Raw genomic sequence first — 17,089 nt, forward strand, 5'->3', positions numbered from 1 at the left:
GATAAAACTATACAGGGCTGAGCTTCAATAAATATTTGTAATCGTCAGCCCTGCTCAGTCTTGGAAAAACCATCCAGGAGCCTCCGGCCCCTTAACTATAATTTGCGGGATAAACACTCCCGTACATGTCTGCGGCAGCCATCCATTTGAGCAGATGACTCATTCGAGCTGCCGCTGTTTGATTTTTCCCTCTTTCACATCATGCAATCGACCAAGCAGCAGTTCATCGAATTCGCCCTGGATGCAGACGTTCTTCGCTTCGGCGAATTTAAAACCAAGGCCGGACGTCTCTCCCCCTACTTTTTTAATGCCGGGCTCTTCAATACCGGTGCGCTTCTTGACAAGCTTGGGGCTTTCTACGCTGAGACGCTTCTTGCTGCCCGCAAGGAAGGCCGCATTGAATTCGACATGATTTTCGGACCTGCCTACAAAGGCATTCCCCTTGCCGCGAGCGTTGCCATGAATCTTGCTCGTCTCGGCTGCGATGTGCCCTGGGCCTTCAACCGCAAGGAAGCCAAGGACCACGGCGAAGGCGGCATGATCGTCGGCGCTCCGCTCAAGGGCCGCGTCGTCATCATCGACGACGTCATCTCTGCCGGCACGTCTGTCCGCGAATCGGTGAAAATCATTGAAGCTGCCGGTGCCACGCCCTCCGGTGTGCTCATTGCTGTTGACCGCCAGGAACGCGGCGGCAATGCCGAAGTGATGACTGAAAGCTCTGCCGTACAGGATGTGGAAAAGACTTTCGGGCTCCACGTCGCTTCCATCATCAATCTTCACGATCTGCTTGCCTTTATGGACGGCCCTTCGGAAAAAGCAAAAGCTGTTGCCGGCTTCCGTAATGCCGTTGCGCAGTATCGTCAGCGCTACGGAGCCTGATTAAGATCAGCAAGCTGTTTCACGTGAAACAGCACCCTCAAAAAAATCCCCGGAAAGCTTGAACGGCCCCGGGGATTTCTTTTCAGATTGTCAGAGGATCTGATCAACCGGCAATGCGCTTTCTCAGAAGCTCATTAAGCTGTCCGGGATTGGCCTTGCCCTTCGTTGCCTTCATGCACTGGCCGACAAGTGCATTGAGAGCCTTTTCCTTACCGCCCTTGAATTCTTCTACAGACTTCGGATTTTTGGCGATCACTTCATCAACAATCGCTTCAAGCGCACCGGTGTCGGAAATCTGCTTCAGCCCCTTGCTTTCAATAAGCGCATCCACGTCCTGACCTTCTCCCGCCCAAATGGCAGTGAAGACTTCGCGCGCGCCCTTGTTGGAAATGGTTCCATCCGCAATGCGGGAGAGAAGCTTCACAAGAGTTGCAGGCGTAACCGGAGCAGACGCAAAGCTCATGCCTTCCGTCTGGTTGATGGCGGCAGCAACTTCACCCATCACCCAGTTGGCCGCGATCTTCTTATCCTTCACGCCGTCTGCTACGGCGACGTAATAGTCGGCGATATCGCGACTGCCCGTAAGAATGGATGCATCGTACTCAGAAAGACCAAAATCCTTCATAAGACGTGCCCGCATGGCATCAGGAAGCTCGGGCATTTCGCTGCGCACCCGTTCGATCCACTCATCGCTCACTTCAAGCGGGAGCAGATCGGGATCCGGGAAGTAGCGATAATCCATCGAATCTTCCTTCGTGCGCATGAGACGCGTTTCACCCTTATCCGGGTCATAGAGACGCGTAGCCTGCACCACCTTTCCGCCGCCCTCAATCAGTTCGATCTGACGCTCAACCTCATAGTTGATGGCTTCTTCGAGGAAGCGGAACGAATTGAGATTCTTGATTTCGCAGCGGGTGCCGAATTCTTTCTGACCGACAGGACGTACGGAGACGTTGGCGTCGCAGCGGAAGTTACCCTCCTGCATGTTGCCCTTCGACATGCCGAGCCAAACCACCAGCGCATGAAGCGCGCGGGCATAACCCACTGCTTCAGCTGCAGAACGCAGCTCCGGCTCCGTCACAATCTCAAGAAGCGGCGTTCCGGCGCGATTAAGGTCAATGCCGGAGTGTCCATGAACAATGCCATGGACTGACTTGCCGGCATCTTCCTCAAGATGCGCTCGGGTGAGATTAATGGTCTTCATGTAGGGCTCGCCGTTTTTCGGCTCCACCGCAAAAGTCACTTTGCCGCCGACGACAATCGGCAGCTCAAACTGACTGATCTGATAGCCCTTCGGAAGGTCCGGATAAAAATAATTTTTGCGGTCGAAAACCGAATGATTGGCCACGCGGGCGCCAATAGCGAGACCGAAGCGAATTGCACGGTCCACAGCTCCCCGGTTAAGCACCGGCAGCGCCCCCGGAAGAGCGAGGTCAACGTAGCAGGCGTTCACATTCGGTTCGTCGCCGAAGTGGCACGGCGCACCCGAGAAAATTTTGGAATGGGTCGAGAGCTGAACGTGCGTCTCAAGACCAATGACAACTTCCCATTTCATCTTGATTTTTTCCCTTTAAGCGTTCGTCTGCTCAATAGCCCTTCGGATGGCGCTGATGCCAGTCAGTGGCTTTCTGCCATGCGTCAGCAAGCTGCAAAAGCTTCGCTTCGGTGAAGTGTTCGCCGAGAAGCTGCAGACCGATCGGACGGCCGTTCGAATGGATGCCGCAGGGCATTGATACGCCAGGCAGGCCGGCGAGCGAAGCCGGAACCGTATAAAGGTCGGATAGGTAGGCGGAAACCGGATCGGCATTCGCGCCAAAGTCATAAGCCGTGCCGGTGGTTACCGGGCAGGCAATGGCATCAACCTTGCGGAAAGTCTCATGGAATTCGCGAGCGATGAGGCGGCGAACCTTTTGAGCCTTTAAGTAGTAGGCATCGTAATAACCGTGCGACAGCACATAGGTGCCGATCATGATGCGACGCTTCGGCTCCGGACCAAACCCTTCGTCACGCGACTTCTTCATCATGTCGCCGATGTCGGTGTATTCGGCCGCTCGATGGCCATAGCGCACGCCGTCAAAACGCGAAAGGTTGGAGCTCGCCTCAGCACAGGCAACAACGTAGTAAACCGGGACGCCGAGCTTGGCCATCGGAAGCTCAATGTCGACGATCTCTGCGCCTTCGCGGCGATAGAAATCAAGAACGGCATCAATGGAAGCGCGGACTTCGTCATCAAGGCCGTCGCCCATCCAGGAGCGCGGCACGCCGATTCTCAGTCCCTTCACGGATTTGCCAAGGTCACGGGAGAAATCTTCCCGGGGCATATCAACGCTCGTCGAATCCCAGGGGTCGTGGCCAACCATGGAGCCGAGCACCATGGCGCAGTCTTCCGCCGACTGACCAAGAAGACCAGCCGTATCGAGAGACGAAGCAAAGGCAATCATGCCGAGTCGCGACGGCCGTCCGTACGTGGGCTTCATGCCGGTAATGCCGCAGAACGCGGCAGGTTCGCGAATGGAACCGCCCGTATCCGTCCCGGTTGCAATCGGCACCAGTCCCGCAGCGACTGCTGCGGCTGAACCGCCCGAAGAGCCGCCGGGAACGGCATTGGCATCCCAGGGATTCCCTACACGACCGTAAGCGGAGTTTTCATTGCCCGAGCCCATCGCGAACTCATCGCAATTCAGCTTGCCCATGCAGACCATGCCGGCGTCCTTGAGACTGCGCACGACAGTCGCGTCAAAGGGGCTCATATAGCCATCGAGCATGCGGCTCGCGGCAGTAGAGGCCCATTCCTTGGTGACAAAAATGTCTTTATGAGCGATGGGAATGCCCGTAAGCGGCGTCGCCTGCCCGGCGGCAATTCGTCGATCGGCTTCCTCAGCCTGACGGATCGTTTCCTCCGGACGGACATCAAGGAAGGCATTCAGGCTGCGGCCAGCTTCAATGCGTTCGAGATAGTCGCGGGCAAGTTCAACGGCAGAAACCTCGCGGCTCTGAAGTCGCCGGGACAGTTCGGCGACGGAGACAAAAGCTTTTTCCATGGGTGAAACTCTTCCGGAAACGTTATTCGATCACCTGAGGGACAAGGAAATAGCCCTCGGATTTTTCCGGAGCATTCTTCATGTTCTCACTGCGGTTATTGCCTTCAGTGACCACATCATCACGCAGGCGCTCCACTCCGTCATGCGGATTCGGCATAGGCTCAATTCCTTCGGTATCAACCGAACGGATTTCTTCAATCATCTGGAAAATATCGTTGAGCTCGCCCTGCATGACCTTGATCTGTTCTTCAGAAATATCAATGCGGCCGAGATCTGCGATACGGCGAATATCGCCAGCGCTTAAAGGCATAGTGACGTCTTCCGGAAAGGGATGAAAAGGAGCATGCGTTCAGAGGGCGGAAACAGACAAAAAATCCGTAACAATCCCACACAAAGGCCAGAGGGCGAGGCCTGAGGCGCTGCTCCTTGGAAAGGGTGAGTTAGTTTATCATTGCTTATTTATGCGTGCGGTAGTCGGCCACGAGCGGCCGGGTACTGGATTTCTGCCTGTCTGCGCGAGGCGATTCAAAGCGAAACAACGATGTTCGGCTTCTTTCGAAACTACTTCTCCAACGATCTCGCCATCGATCTCGGTACGGCCAACACCCTGATTTACGTCCGCGGTAAAGGCATCGTTCTCAATGAGCCGAGCGTTGTCGCCATCCGCCAGGAAGGCGGCCCGAACGGCAAGACGACCATTCACGCTGTCGGCAAGGCCGCCAAGCAAATGCTTGGCCGCGTTCCGGGCAATATCAGCGCCATCCGTCCGATGAAGGACGGCGTGATCGCAGACTTTACGGTCACCGAACAGATGCTCAAGCAGTTCATCCGCATGGCGCATCCGTCAAGGCTTTTCGCACCGAGCCCGCGCATCATCATCTGCGTGCCCTGCGGTTCCACCCAGGTAGAGCGCCGCGCCATCAAGGAAAGCGCGCTCGCTGCCGGCGCATCCGAGGTCTATCTGATCGAAGAACCCATGGCTGCCGCCATTGGCGCGGGCCTCCCCGTCAATGAGGCTGCGGGTTCCCTGGTGGTGGACATCGGCGGCGGCACTACTGAAGTGGGCTTGATTTCGCTTGGCGGCATGGTCTATGCAGGATCCATCCGCGTGGGCGGCGACAAATTCGACCAGGCGATCATCAACTACATCCGCCGCAACTTCGGCATGCTGATCGGCGAACCCACGGCTGAACTCATCAAGAAAAAGATCGGCTCCGCCTTCCCGGCGTCCGAGATGATGGCCATCGAAGTCAAGGGCCGCAACATTGCCGAAGGCGTGCCGCGCACGTTTACCGTCCATTCCAATGAAGTGCTTGAGGCGCTCTCTGAACCGCTCAATCAGATCGTTGTCGCCGTCAAGAACGCACTTGAAAAAACGCCGCCGGAACTTGGCGCCGATATTGCAGAGCACGGCCTCATGCTGACAGGCGGCGGCGCTCTTCTGAGAGACCTGGATCAGCTGCTCAAGGAAGAGACCGGCCTGCCGGTGCATGTTGCCGAAGAACCGCTCAACTGCGTGGTGAAAGGCTGCGGCATTGCGCTTGAGAATATGGACAAGCTCCGCACTGCCTTCGCCGTCGGCTGATTGTCGAGCCGGCAATGGCCTACGGAGCTCCGCCGCTATTCCGCCAGGGCGTATCCGCCCGCGCGCGTTTTCTATTCTTTCTTATGCTCTCGCTGGCAGCCATCCTTGTTGATGGCCGCCTGCGTTCGCTTGACGGCCTTAGAAGCACCGTAGTGAGCTTTACTTCTCCCATCGTGGAGGCGATTCATCTGCCCGGCCGGATTCTCGGCGAAGGACAGGGCTATTTCATGAGCAAGCGCCGCCTCAATGAGGAAGTGCAGCGCCTCTCCGAAGAAAACCAGCTGCTGCAGCTCTCGGCTGCGCGCTATGAGGAAGTGCAGCAGGAAAACGAGTCTTTGCGGCGCCTCATCAATACTGTCCCCAGAGCAGCGGATAAAGTTGCAACGGCAGAAGTTATCGGCCGCATTGCAGATCCTTTCTCCCGACGGATTCAGATCAATATTGGTTCGCGCGAAGGGGTTGAAGTCGGCATGCCCGTAATCGGCCCCTTTGGGGTTCTCGGGCAAATTTCTCGTGTCGTGAACCGTCTCTCTGAAGTGACGCTCCTCACGGACCACACCATCCGCCTTTCCGTCATCAACCGCAGAACCGGTGCTTTCTTCATCCTTTCGGGCACAGGAGACGACACGCTCTCCGTTCTCTTCGCACTGCCCTCAGCGGACATCCGCCCCGGCGATGAACTGACTACCTCTGGACTCGACAACCTTTTTCCGAAGGCTATTCTGGCGGCCCGCGTGACAGCTACCAGTTATCAGCCTGGAGAACCGTATCAAAGAGTGGAGGCGGCAGCCGTTGCTGATGTTGAAGACATTCAGTTCGCCACAGTCGTTCTCGCGAATCCCAATCCCGCCGCCGGGCTTGAAGAAGTCGCCGCCCCCTCGCGTTTTGAGAGGAGGTCCCGTCGATGACCAAGCTTGATTATTCATCGCTGCCCGACGACAGCGATGCAGGCAAGCTCGAGCATCCTGCCTCGCTCTCGTGGGTAGTCTTTACCTTCTTTTTTTCCATCGTCATCAGCATTGCGGCCCAGCAAAGCTTCTGGATGCCTAATTTTCTGGCTCTGACGATTATTTTCTGGACGCTGCGGCAACCTGAGAGCGCCGGCATGACTGTTGCCTTCTGCTGCGGCATTCTGATGGATGTGCTGAATGGCTCTGTTCTCGGACAGCAGGCGCTTGCCTTCGTGACGCTCTGCTACTTCACAACAACACTCGCAAGGCGCATCTCCTGGTTTGGTCCTTTCGGACAAAGTCTCCACATTCTGCCGCTCCTGCTGCTTTCGCAAGTGCTTGTAATGCTTGTTCGTCTCTGGTTTGACGGACTCTGGCCCGGTTGGGAGTGGTTCCTGCAGAGCCTGACGGGCGCCGCCATCTGGCCGCTGTGGGCCAAGCTTCTCAAACCGCGCTCATCGCGCGTCACTTCACTCTGATCCCCGGGGAAGATGCACTCATGGCCCTCGAATCTCTGGAATTCAAGGAGGAGGACTCTGACGCTGGAGCTTTCAGGAGACGCCTTGCCTTTGCTTTCGGCATGGTGATTCTCTGCTTCAGCGTGCTCGTCATGCGTCTCGCCTGGCTGCAGATCATCAAGCAGGATACTTATCAGCAGCGTGCAGAGCAAAACCGCACCGTCACTACAACCAATCAGGGATCGAGAGGGTTGATCTTTGACCGCAACGGGACATTGATTGCCGGCAATCGCCTCTCCTGGTCAATTGAAATTACGCAGGACCAAACGGTTGAACCCGTAAACCGCTTGATCGACCGTCTCGCGGAAGTGATCAAAATCACGCCTGCCGACCGCAGACGCTTTCGCCGGCTGCGGGAAGATCTGAATCGATACGACGGCATCCCCATCCGCACAGATCTCACCGACGCGGAAGTAGCCGCCTTTACGGCTCAGCGCTGGCGCTTCCCCGGCGTAGACATCAACCAGAGAGAACACCGTATTTATCCGGAAAATGCTCTTGGCAGCCACATTATTGGCTATGTCAGCTCACTCTCGCAGAACGATAAGAAGCGCCTTGACTCCGAAGGCGTTCTCGCCCTCTATCAGGGCGAACGCGAGATCGGCAAGGTAGGGCTCGAACGCAGCTATGAACACGTTCTGCACGGCACGCCGGGTCATGAAACGCTCGAAATTACTGCCGACGGCAGATCTGTCCGCACGCTTGAGCTGATCCCGGCTCATCCCGGAAAAAATCTGCGCCTCTCCGTCGACATGAACCTGCAGAGCGTTGCAGAAAATGCCATGAAGGGAAAAACCGGCGCCATCATCGCGATTGAGCCGCGTACCGGCGAGATCCTTTCTTTCGTCTCGCTTCCCACATACGACCTTAATCTTTTTCCGGGCGGCATTGACCCCGAGTCCTGGAACTATCTCAATACTGCAGAATCAAAGCCGCTTCTCAACAGAGCCATGCGCGGCATCTACCCCATCGGCTCAACCTACAAGCCATTCATGGCCCTCGCCGGTCTTGAGACGGGCGCGGTAACGCCCGACTTCATCCTCAACGACACCGGCGTCTTTCAGGTCGGCAACCATCGCTTCCGCGACGTTACCGGCTCTCCGAAGGGGCCGCTTAATCTGCGCAAATCCATTGCGGTTTCTTCCGACATCTACTACTACTGGCTCTCCACGCAGATTGGCGTTGACGGCATCTACAACTTCATGAAGCAGTGGAAGTTCGGCGCCAAAACCGGCATCGACCTTGTAGGCGAGCAAACCGGCATTCTCCCGAACAGGGAATGGAAGGAACGCCGCATTAAGGAACCCTGGTACGTAGGCGATACGCCGTCCCTCGGCATCGGCCAGGGCTACAACGCCTTCACGCTTTTGCAGCTTGCCCATGCAACGGCTACGCTCGCCAACCGCGGCGTCATCATGACTCCGCACCTTGTTAAGAGCATTGAAGATCCGATGACCGGGGAAGTAACCCGTGTTGATGCAGAGCCGACCGGGAAAATCCCGCTTAAGCCCAGAAATATTGATGTGGTTACTGCCGGCATGACGGATGTCACGACTTCCGGGACGGCTCGGGGAATTTTCCGTGATGCTCCCTACAGCGTGGCCGGCAAAACAGGCACGGCTCAGGTGGTGAGCATTGCTCAGGATTCGCGCTATGACGAAAAGAAGCTCTCGCGGGAGCTCCATGACCATGCACTCTTCATCGCTTTTGCGCCTGCCCGCAACCCGCGCATTGCGCTGGCGGTTCTCGTTGAAAACGGCGGCTTCGGCGCCCGTGCAGCAGCTCCGATTGCCAGGGAAATGATGGACTACTGGCTCACAGGAGAAAATAAGCTCGGTCTGCCGCCTCCCAAGGGTGTGCCTCTTATTGACACGAAATCGAAGGAGGAGCGCCGTCAGAAGAGGAGCAATCCGTCATGACGAATGAATTCTCCCGGTTGTCTGCTCTCTCCGGGCGCTGGCTTCTTTCCAGAGTCCTGCGTTTCGATCTGATGCTGCTTGCGATAGTGATGTGCCTCATCACTATCGGCTTTATCACGCTTTTCTCTGCGGGATATTCCTTCCCCTGGCGCATTGAAGATCAGATCCGGAATCTCATCGTTGCGGCAGGCGCTATGTTTGCCACCTCGCTCATTCCGGTGAAGTGGATACGGCGCGTTGCACTGCCGTGCTTTGCTGTCGGCTGCCTTCTGCTTCTCGCAACCGCAGTGGCAGGCATCACGGTAAAAGGCGCCACTCGCTGGCTCAATATCGGCATTCGCATCCAGCCGTCTGAAATCATGAAGCTCGCCGTGCCGATGATGCTTGCCTGGTACTACTGGAAAAGAAGCGAATCACTCGCGTGGTGGGATCATATCGTCGCCTTCGGATTGCTCCTGATTCCAGCAATTTTCATTATGCGTCAGCCCGATCTGGGAACGGCCATCCTGGTTTCTATTGCCGGGCTTTCCGTCATATTCTTTGCCGGTGTAAGCATCAGGGTCGTCGTCGCCTGCGTCTGTCTGGCGCTTCTCTCGCTGCCGCTCTGCTGGACGCTCCTTCATGATTATCAGCGAGAACGCATTCTTACTCTGCTCGATCCAACGCTCGATCCATTGGGCAAAGGCTTTCATATTCTGCAGGCGCTAATTGCCATTGGTTCAGGAGGCTTTACGGGCAAAGGCTGGATGGAAGGCACTCAAGCACATCTCGACTTTATTCCTGAGCGTACTTCGGACTTTATTTTTGCCGTCTTCGGCGAAGAATTCGGCTTTGTCGGGGCTGTGCTCCTTCTCGTAATGTACCTGGCGCTTGTAGCTCGAAGCTTTTTTATTGCTGCCTGGGCGCCCTCCCGGTTTTCAAGACTTCTCGCCGGCGCTATCGGCGTCATCTTCTTTACCTATACATTTGTCAATATCGGCATGGTAAGCGGAATTCTTCCTGTGGTCGGCGTGCCGCTGCCCTTCATGAGCTACGGCGGAACGGCTCTGCTGATCCTCGGCATCTCCACAGGCATACTGCTTTCCATATCCGCAGAATCAAAAGATTAGGAGGCCTCCTTCATGCGGCTCCCCGTCATTTCTTATCTTTCCATTCTGGCCGGCGCTGCTGCGCTGCTGACGCTTTCAGGCTGCAGCACGAGCTCCCGCTACTACGGCAACGACGGCCCGCCGGCGGTTTTCACCGGAACCGGAGCTGAAAGCGCAGTCCCTAAAGTCGAGCCTTTCCGGGCAGCAGCCAATCGGCCTTATACGGTGCTCGGTTCAACCTATACACCAATGACTACCGACGCGCCTCTGCGTCAGCGCGGCGTTGCATCCTGGTACGGCAAACAGTTCCATGGCAATAAAACCTCGATCGGCGAGATATACGACATGTATCAGCCAACCGCCGCGCACCCGACGATGCCGCTGCCTTCCTATGCACGCGTAACGAATCTTGCCAATGGCCGCTCCATCATCGTGCGCGTCAATGACAGAGGCCCCTTCCTGCATAACCGCATCATTGATCTTTCGTATGCTGCGGCCAAAACGCTCGGCTATTCGAGCGCCGGCACAGCCAATGTTGAAGTGCGCCGACTTACCTGGGCTGAAATCAAATCCGGCTCCTGGCAGCAGAGCAGCCCCAGCACAACACCGCTCTCCCAGCCCACTTGGAAAGCTCCCTCGGATACTGCAGGCATCACGTCAGCCAGAGCAGGCTGGGGCGTGCAGATCGGATCCTTCTCGCAGGAAAGCAATGCGCGAAGCTACGCCGCCCATGCCGATGCTGTTCTTTCTGCAACAGGCGGCCTCAAGGGCGTACGCATTGTCAAGGACGGCTCTCTCTGGAGGGTAATTGTCGGCAGTGGAATGACGCATGACAAAGCCGCGCAATTCGCGCGCAGCATCAGCTCTGAACTGGGCGTTCAGGCTTTCAGCATTGAGCGATGACCAGGCGCTCAAACTTTGTCCTGCGAAAGAAGGAATAGGATTGCATCCATACGCAGGGAAAGATGCCTCCCGGAATCCCGGCCGAGCCTCCTTCCCCTATATGTGAATTGCTGAACGCACAGAAAAAATGATGACGCTTAAGGAATACATTCACCACGCCTGGGCAGGCGAAACCCTGGATGCCATGAAGGCTTTCATTCGCATCCCTTCCAAAAGTTCTGCCTTTGATGCTGAGTGGGAAAAGCATGGGTTTCTTCTGGAAGCTGTGAAGGACGCTGCTCAATGGGGCAAAAAACGCTTTCCGACAGGAAATTTTGAGATCCTCTCAAAGCCCGGAGTTACCCCGGCACTCTTCATTGACCTCCCTGCTACCAATGGACATGCCGGCCGTCCCGTCTTTTTTTACGGCCACTTCGACAAGCAGCCTGAAACCATCGGCTGGTCCGAAGGGCTCGGCCCGTGGCTGCCGGTAGTCAGGAACGATCGCCTTTACGGCAGAGGCTCTGCAGACGACGGCTACAGCTTCTACACTGCTCTGACGGCCATTCAGGCGCTTGAAGCGGCAGGCACAGCTCATCCGCGCATTGTGGGCTTTTTTGAAACCGACGAGGAATCAGGGTCCAAGGATCTCGGCGCCTACCTGCATGAAATAGCGCCCCGCTGCGGCAACCCCTGCGTACTCGCGATCCTTGACCTTGGAATCTGCGACCACCATCGTCTCTGGCTCACGAGCAGCCTGCGCGGCGTCGTCGGCTTCAAGCTCAAGGTGGAAGTTCTCACGCACCCCGTACATTCCGGCATTGCCAGCGGCATTGTTCCAAGTTCCTTTGCGGTTATGCGTGAGCTTCTTGATCGCCTGGAGGATCCCAGAACCGGACGGGTGCTTCTCCCTGAATTTCACGTGTCTCTTCCTGAGGAGCATAAAAAGGCCATTGAAAGATGCGCCGCGATTCTTGGCAAAGATGCCATCAAATTCCCCTTCGCCGGCAATACGGAGCCGCGTTCAGCAGATCCCGTTCAGGCCATTCTCAGAAATACATGGGAGCCGACCCTGTCCATTCTCGGCGCAGATGGTCTTCCCTCCACCTCCGAGGCAAGCGCGCTCCTGAGAGCCTCCACGAGCCTGGCGCTCTCCTTCCGCATTCCTCCTCGTGTTGATCCCCAGGCGGCGCTTAAAGCCGCTGTTGCCGCAGTGACTGAAAATGTGCCCTCGCATGCCCGCGTCACCGTCTGGGATTGCCGGGCGGAAGGCGGTTTTGAAGCGCCGGCGCTTGCCCCCTGGCTTGAGGAGGCGACGCACGCGGCAAGTAAAGCGCTATGGGGGAACGACTTCGAATATTGCTTTGAAGGCGCAACAATCGGCACGATGAAGGATTTCTCCTCAGCATTCCCGAATGCCTCCTTCCTGAATCTGGGGGTGCTCGGTGCCGAAGAAAATGCGCATGCCCCGAATGAGTCTCTTCCTCTCGACTATGTGAGAAAGCTGACTGAAGCGCTCGCTGACATTGTCGCGGCAGTTCCGCAGAAGGACTGATCCTATGCGCCGGGACTGCGTTACTCAGGTCATTGTTCGCTGGAGCGATGGCGAAGAAGACAACTTCGCCACGCCTTTTGAGGCTGAAAACTACATCAACTACATGCTCGACGAACTGGGAGAACCCATCGCGGCATGGCTTGAAGACATGTCGGGCCGGAAAAAGTGGGACTACCGAATCGTGGAGGACGAGGAAGGTACGCTCAGGCTTGCAGACTGATTTTTCAGGAGATTTCGCATGAATTGTCCACTTTGCAGCGAAAAACCCGCCGGGGAATTCTGGAGAGGGCGTCACTTTTATGCCATTGATGCCGGCAACGAGGATTTCCCTGCATACATCCGCATCGTCGCTTGCGATCATGTGGCCGAGATGAGCATGCTCAGCCCGGCACTCAAAACAGAGCTGCGCGCCCTGCTGGATGCCGCAGAAGAAGAAATGATTGCGGCACTTGCTCCTGACAAAATGAATTGGGCGCAGTTCGGCAATATGGTTCCACACCTGCACTGGCACCTCATTGCCCGCTGGAAGGATGACGGCTGGTTCCCGGAATGCCCCTGGGGGCCTCGTCAACGCCCGGTTGAGGCAGAGCTTTCCCAGAACCGCCGCAAAGAAGCTTTGGAGCTGCTCCCCAAGCTCATCCAACGCTTTGCCGAAGTTGAACGGCAGCGCATTCAGGGTTGACAAGCGGCGAATTCGCCTCCTTCCCGTCCCTTGAAGGTTTTTATGAGGAGCTTGTTTTCATCCTGCGAGATATTGGGGAAGACAAGCTCCACATAGCCTTTACGCGAATTGCGCTCCATTACGATGACATTTTTGAGAGCCCAGGCCTGTGCAGCTTCTCGCGCCCAGTTTTCAGCCTGAAGCCGCTCCGGCGTCCGGGCAATCTCAATTCCCCAGCCTTTCTCATCAAGCGCAAACAGCTTCCCATTCCGGAGTCCTTCCCGGATGAGCTTTTCAAGCGCCTTTGCGGCCTTTGCTTCCGTGCCGTAAGGTCCTGCATACACAATGCGTTCGGCAAGATCCACGGACTTAATTTGAACTCTATCCATCCAGCCAATGCGTTCGATGGAGTTTCTTAATTTTTGGAGTTTTTTCTCCGGGATTGGACCGAACTTCAGGCAGACGGCCTCTTCGGGCGGCGGTAGTTTTGACTCTACCCTTTCAAATTGAGGGATCTCTCTTGGAATAAGCTCTCCGGCCTCCTTGTCTCTCCCGGAAGACTCTTGCGCACGAAGGTTTTCAGACGCGGCTACAGTGACAGGCTTTGCAAGCGTGACGCCATCTACAGAGACGTTTGCTGAGGCAGGGACCGTTCTCTGCACTGTCTCATCGCTCTTCATTGCGAGAAGCGCTGCAAAGCCTGCAGCGACGAACACAAGAATGACTGCAAGTACTCTCATAGCATGTCTGCCTTTCTCGGCCGATGCCGCGCCTGAGCTGCCAGCCCAAGCAGCACCAGGTTGTGCTGAAGCATCAGATTCGGTACAAGTCCTCTGAGCCTTGGCTCGATGAAGCGCGCGGCACCTCCGGCCAGCACTACACGTGCACTTCCGCTTCGTTTCACCAGTTCCTCATAAGCAAGCCTCACCAGACCGGCCTGCGCATCCATGATGCCTGTGGCAATTGCATTCAGCGTGTTCTGAGGAAAGTCCTGCCACTCTCCGAGCTCCCCTTTCAGAAGCGGAATACCGTCCTCCAGACACTTTTTCATCATCGTAGGCCCCGGAGCAATGCGCCCGCCCAGAAATGCATATTGTCCTTCTGCTTCGAAAAGCACGGCATCTACTGTCGTGGCTGTACCCATCTGCACGACCAAAAGAGACTGTCCCGGGGCTGCATCTATGGCGCCCAGAGCAGCGCACCATCGATCAGCTCCGAGTTTCCCGGGGGCACTGTATGCATTCCTCAGGGTGAGATCATCACTTACAAATGCGTTTTGTGAGCGAACCCAGTTCCAGGAAATATCGTGATCATTAAAGAACTTGGTTGCTGAAAATGCGAGCTCAGGCGCGGCAACCGTACAGCCGATGACGCGGTCCGGCGCCAGTTCAAGCCAGTCTGAATAGAGCCTTTCCTTGAAGCCGCTCTGTCCGCGGTGAACCACCGTATGAGGAGTGCGCTCATCCCCGAGAAGCGCCCATTTGAGCGCCGTATTTCCCAGATCAATAAGAAGAGTCTTCAACTTCATCACTCCCTATGAGAATTCCCGAGCAGAGAAACCAGTTCACCGGATAGTTCCGACTGTTCGCCGCGCCGCCCTTGCAGAATAAGCCGGCCAAAAGCATCTATTCCCTTGTCTATGCCTTCGAGCGTTACGTCGGGCTCATCCAGCGTGCGCCAGGCTACCGATTTTCCGTAGAAAGCATCGTAAAGCGGCCATTTATCAATAATTTCTGAAAAATTATTAGATTTTTCAATTGCACTGAATGTGTGCATCAGATCTGAGACGATCAGGCCAAGAAACTCTCCACGCATTGTCGGGTCATTCATGCTGACGCGAGTCGAAATAGCCCTGATAGGCCATCCGGCAGTTGTCACGCCTCCCGGAGCAATACTCAAATTCAAGCCTGCTCCTATAACGACGCTGCGATCCCCGCTTGCGTCTCCTACTGTTTCAATAAGAATGCCCCCGGCTTTTCCTCCGGCAGTCCAGATGTCATTCGGCCATTTAACCAGAACCTTTTCAGCGGAAGCCATAGAGGCTGACTGAGCAATGGACATCGCCGCCGCAATCGAAAGGATGCCAGGCGGAGCGATCAGCAATCCTTTCCTGAGCGGCAGCCCCAACGAAAAAATCACTGAAAGGTCTGCCATCCGCCAGCCTCGACCGTGCGTGCCCCGACCGGCATTCTGTCGCTCCACAGTAAGCAGCACCGGATGACTGAAAGCAGTTTGCCGCGCCGCCGTCTTCAGATCATCATTGGTAGATCCCGTTTCCTGCCGCCACATCACTTCCACAGAAGCGGGAAGCGAGTCTGTTAATGCATCGAGGAAAGAATTTTTAGACATAGACGCTCTGCAATAGCTTGGCTAAGATCAATCAAGACGTTGAAACGCTTCATTTTGACACAGCCACCAGCCGACTATTCTTCTCCTGAGATTCTCTTATCACGCATGCTCCGGTTGTTCCCCAGATTCACATCCGCACTGGTTGCACTTGCGGCGGTCTTTACTTTTCAATCCGCGCAGGCCGCAACGTTGCTCATTGATCTTGAAAGTAATCAGACCATACTTGAGGAAGCTCCGGCTGCTCCGGTTTCTGCTGAACCTATGCTGCCTCTGATGGCGGTCTATACAGCGCTTGATATCGCTAAAAACACTGCATTCGATCTTTTTGAGAACGTGCCCAACCCCTGGTTAGGCAAAGTTCAGAATAGAAAAGACGCTGCCGAATCGCCCAAAACTGTCGAATTCGCGACGATCCTGCAGAGTGCGCTGATGAACGGCTCCCCGGATGCTGTAGAGGCAATTGCGCCATCCCTCGGTCTCACTCACGCAGAATTTACCCAGCGCATGCGAAAGAGTGCTGAAAAACTTGGCATGACCTCCTCGCAGTTTTCTTATCCCTGCACGAATTCAGAGCCCTGCACATCTTCTGCAGAAGATATTGCGCATCTGGCACAGGCGCTTTACCGGGATTTTTCTATTACGCGAATATGGGCCGCTCAACAACGCTTTACGGCAACCGGTCTGCCGCCTCAGACCACATCCAACTTTCTGCTGATTCATAGTCCTGCAATCTCAGGGATTTTTATTGCTCCTGATGAGAAGAATGCATGTGCCGTCGTACTTTCAGAGAATCCAAGAAACTCCGGGAACCGCATCCGCAGGCTTCTTGCGGTAGAACTCAACGCTCCGGGTCAAAAAGCCCTGCGAGATCGCCTCTCCGCCCTCTTTCTCAGAGCATGGCGCGACTATGAAACACTCCGAATTTACGACAAGGGAGCCATTGTTGCGCAGATTCCCGTCTTCAAGGGGCGCACCCGAAAAGTGGCGGCGGTACTCAATGAGGATTTGTTTGCAACGCTTTCCAGAGAACAGATGATCAGCAACGGCTCAAACGCATTTGATATCCGCGTGAGCTATTCTTCTCCCCTTGTAGCGCCTGTCGCGCAAGGGGATCTCATCGCGGAAGTGAAGATTTATGCCGACAACCGCGAAATTGCAAAAGCCCCGCTCGCAGCGGCGGAAAATGTTCCTCTCGGTGGTTTCTGGGCAAGATTTCGCGATACGCTCCGTATCGCGCTTGACCAGGATGCTCTGCATCCCTGATGCGTAGAGGCGCCCTTATTTCTTATTTCCTTGAGTGAAGAAAATGACTGAAGCGGAAAAAAAGGATGTTGTAACCATGGATTCTGAAGTCGTTCAAGACAAGGAGTCCGAACAGCTGAAAGAGGCCGTGGAACAGTCCGAAGCGCTCATGAAATTCCCCATGGAATTTCCAATTAAGGTCATGGGCGATGCATCTCCATCTTTCCCTAAAGAAATCATTGGGATTACGAAATCTCATTTCGAAGACTTCGACGAAAAAAACGTTGCCGTCACTTGGTCGAGAACCCGCAAATATCAGTGCGTGACGGTAACGGTTACAGCGAGATCGAGAGAACAGCTCGATGACATGTACCGTGCGCTCACGGCCTGTCCGATGGTGAAATACGCCCTTTAAAAACA

The 17,089-nt window shown here is 55.6% G+C and carries 18 protein-coding genes; 12 read left to right on the forward strand and 6 right to left on the reverse strand.

Going from position 1 to position 17,089, the window contains the following annotated elements:
* Nucleotides 1-201 precede the first annotated feature (201 nt).
* Nucleotides 202-879 (forward strand): orotate phosphoribosyltransferase, encoded by a 678-nt coding sequence (gene pyrE, locus Q0106_RS01280; RefSeq protein WP_297607847.1) that lies wholly within the window; start codon nt 202-204, stop codon nt 877-879.
* Between the two features lie 103 nt (nt 880-982).
* Here the strand turns inward: pyrE and gatB are convergent, their stop codons facing one another.
* From gatB to gatC, 3 genes are read right to left on the reverse strand one after another with little or no spacing between them, the layout of a single operon-like run.
* Entirely contained in the window at nt 983-2,434 is a 1,452-nt protein-coding gene (gene gatB / locus Q0106_RS01285) for an Asp-tRNA(Asn)/Glu-tRNA(Gln) amidotransferase subunit GatB (RefSeq protein WP_297607850.1), read from the reverse strand.
* 31 nt (nt 2,435-2,465) lie between these two features.
* A complete protein-coding gene (gene gatA, locus Q0106_RS01290) occupies nt 2,466-3,920 on the reverse strand; it encodes an Asp-tRNA(Asn)/Glu-tRNA(Gln) amidotransferase subunit GatA (RefSeq protein WP_297607853.1) in 1,455 nt (484 codons plus the stop codon).
* 22 nt (nt 3,921-3,942) lie between these two features.
* On the reverse strand, nt 3,943-4,230 hold the full coding sequence (gene gatC, locus Q0106_RS01295) for an Asp-tRNA(Asn)/Glu-tRNA(Gln) amidotransferase subunit GatC (RefSeq protein ID WP_152157232.1): 288 nt from the start codon (nt 4,228-4,230) through the stop codon (nt 3,943-3,945).
* Nucleotides 4,231-4,461: 231 nt separating this feature from the next.
* Here gatC and Q0106_RS01300 point away from each other — a divergent pair, with 231 nt between their 5' ends.
* From Q0106_RS01300 to Q0106_RS01340, 9 genes are all read left to right on the forward strand, one after another.
* Entirely contained in the window at nt 4,462-5,505 is a 1,044-nt protein-coding gene (locus Q0106_RS01300; protein ID WP_152157231.1) for a rod shape-determining protein, read from the forward strand.
* A 14-nt stretch (nt 5,506-5,519) separates the two neighbouring features.
* Complete coding sequence (gene mreC, locus Q0106_RS01305; protein WP_297607857.1) at nt 5,520-6,413, forward strand: rod shape-determining protein MreC; 894 nt, start codon at nt 5,520-5,522, stop codon at nt 6,411-6,413.
* The gene (gene mreD, locus Q0106_RS01310; protein ID WP_297607859.1) at nt 6,410-6,934 is read left to right on the forward strand and encodes a rod shape-determining protein MreD; all 525 of its coding nucleotides are present in this window, start codon (nt 6,410-6,412) and stop codon (nt 6,932-6,934) included. The genes mreC and mreD overlap by 4 nt, the downstream gene beginning before the upstream one ends.
* A 20-nt stretch (nt 6,935-6,954) precedes the next feature.
* Nucleotides 6,955-8,892, forward strand: a complete 1,938-nt coding sequence (gene mrdA / locus Q0106_RS01315) for a penicillin-binding protein 2 (protein WP_297607861.1) — start codon at nt 6,955-6,957, stop codon at nt 8,890-8,892.
* Nucleotides 8,893-8,963: 71 nt separating this feature from the next.
* Nucleotides 8,964-10,001 (forward strand): rod shape-determining protein RodA, encoded by a 1,038-nt coding sequence (rodA, locus tag Q0106_RS01320; RefSeq protein ID WP_297608056.1) that lies wholly within the window; start codon nt 8,964-8,966, stop codon nt 9,999-10,001.
* 12 nt (nt 10,002-10,013) lie between these two features.
* On the forward strand, nt 10,014-10,883 hold the full coding sequence (locus Q0106_RS01325) for a septal ring lytic transglycosylase RlpA family protein (protein WP_297607863.1): 870 nt from the start codon (nt 10,014-10,016) through the stop codon (nt 10,881-10,883).
* Nucleotides 10,884-11,010: 127 nt separating this feature from the next.
* Nucleotides 11,011-12,417, forward strand: a complete 1,407-nt coding sequence (locus Q0106_RS01330) for a M20/M25/M40 family metallo-hydrolase (protein WP_297607866.1) — start codon at nt 11,011-11,013, stop codon at nt 12,415-12,417.
* Nucleotides 12,418-12,421: 4 nt separating this feature from the next.
* Nucleotides 12,422-12,637: a hypothetical protein gene (locus Q0106_RS01335; protein ID WP_139688311.1), complete on the forward strand. Its 216-nt coding sequence runs from the start codon at nt 12,422-12,424 to the stop codon at nt 12,635-12,637.
* 18 nt (nt 12,638-12,655) lie between these two features.
* On the forward strand, nt 12,656-13,099 hold the full coding sequence (locus tag Q0106_RS01340; protein ID WP_297607871.1) for an HIT family protein: 444 nt from the start codon (nt 12,656-12,658) through the stop codon (nt 13,097-13,099).
* On the opposite strand, the gene Q0106_RS01345 is transcribed toward Q0106_RS01340, so the two are convergent.
* From Q0106_RS01345 to Q0106_RS01355, 3 genes are read right to left on the reverse strand one after another with little or no spacing between them, the layout of a single operon-like run.
* The gene (locus Q0106_RS01345) at nt 13,090-13,818 is read right to left on the reverse strand and encodes a hypothetical protein (protein ID WP_297607873.1); all 729 of its coding nucleotides are present in this window, start codon (nt 13,816-13,818) and stop codon (nt 13,090-13,092) included. The genes Q0106_RS01340 and Q0106_RS01345 overlap by 10 nt on opposite strands.
* Nucleotides 13,815-14,600: a type III pantothenate kinase gene (locus tag Q0106_RS01350; protein WP_297607875.1), complete on the reverse strand. Its 786-nt coding sequence runs from the start codon at nt 14,598-14,600 to the stop codon at nt 13,815-13,817. The genes Q0106_RS01345 and Q0106_RS01350 overlap by 4 nt, the downstream gene beginning before the upstream one ends.
* 5 nt (nt 14,601-14,605) lie before the next feature.
* Nucleotides 14,606-15,427: a biotin--[acetyl-CoA-carboxylase] ligase gene (locus Q0106_RS01355; RefSeq protein ID WP_297607877.1), complete on the reverse strand. Its 822-nt coding sequence runs from the start codon at nt 15,425-15,427 to the stop codon at nt 14,606-14,608.
* 39 nt (nt 15,428-15,466) lie between these two features.
* Between Q0106_RS01355 and Q0106_RS01360 the strand changes: the two genes are divergently transcribed.
* Nucleotides 15,467-16,690, forward strand: a complete 1,224-nt coding sequence (locus tag Q0106_RS01360; RefSeq protein WP_297607879.1) for a D-alanyl-D-alanine carboxypeptidase — start codon at nt 15,467-15,469, stop codon at nt 16,688-16,690.
* Nucleotides 16,691-16,733: 43 nt separating this feature from the next.
* Nucleotides 16,734-17,084: a DUF493 domain-containing protein gene (locus Q0106_RS01365; RefSeq protein WP_297607881.1), complete on the forward strand. Its 351-nt coding sequence runs from the start codon at nt 16,734-16,736 to the stop codon at nt 17,082-17,084.
* Nucleotides 17,085-17,089: the final 5 nt, after the last annotated feature.

Source organism: uncultured Sutterella sp. (assembly GCF_937923675.1).
GTDB lineage: Bacteria > Pseudomonadota > Gammaproteobacteria > Burkholderiales > Burkholderiaceae_F > Sutterella.